Origin of the sequence: Clostridium sp. HBUAS56017, from assembly GCF_007115085.1 — a bacterium.
GTDB lineage: Bacteria > Bacillota > Clostridia > Clostridiales > Clostridiaceae > Clostridium > Clostridium cibarium.
Genome location: NZ_SULK01000085.1, coordinates 1 through 271 on the forward strand (window position 1 = coordinate 1; position 271 = coordinate 271).

Below are 271 nucleotides of genomic sequence, written 5' to 3' on the forward strand. Positions count from 1 at the left end.
CATCAAAGGTATTGAGGTGATGCGTGCACTACGCAAAGGCCAGGCCTCAGCATTTTATTATGGTGATCCCCTGGGCGAAATGCGCCTGGTAAGCAGAGTTTTTGAAATGTAAGGCCTTTGAATAAGACAAAAGGCTGCCTCATCGCTAACTTTGCAACAGTGCCCTCTGCGGTGCTAAAAAGAACAAGATTCACCGCAACCCAGGACACTGCCATGTTAGATTACCGCTTCCCGACAGCTTTGCAGATGGTTCTCAGCGTAGCAATGGTGG

1 pseudogene is annotated in these 271 nt (G+C 49.1%); it reads left to right on the forward strand.

Annotation, left to right across the window (positions count from 1 at the left end):
• Positions 1-112 (forward strand): annotated as a pseudogene (locus tag FAY47_RS19995) (IS6 family transposase); the annotation flags it as partial.
• Positions 113-271 lie beyond the last annotated feature (159 nt).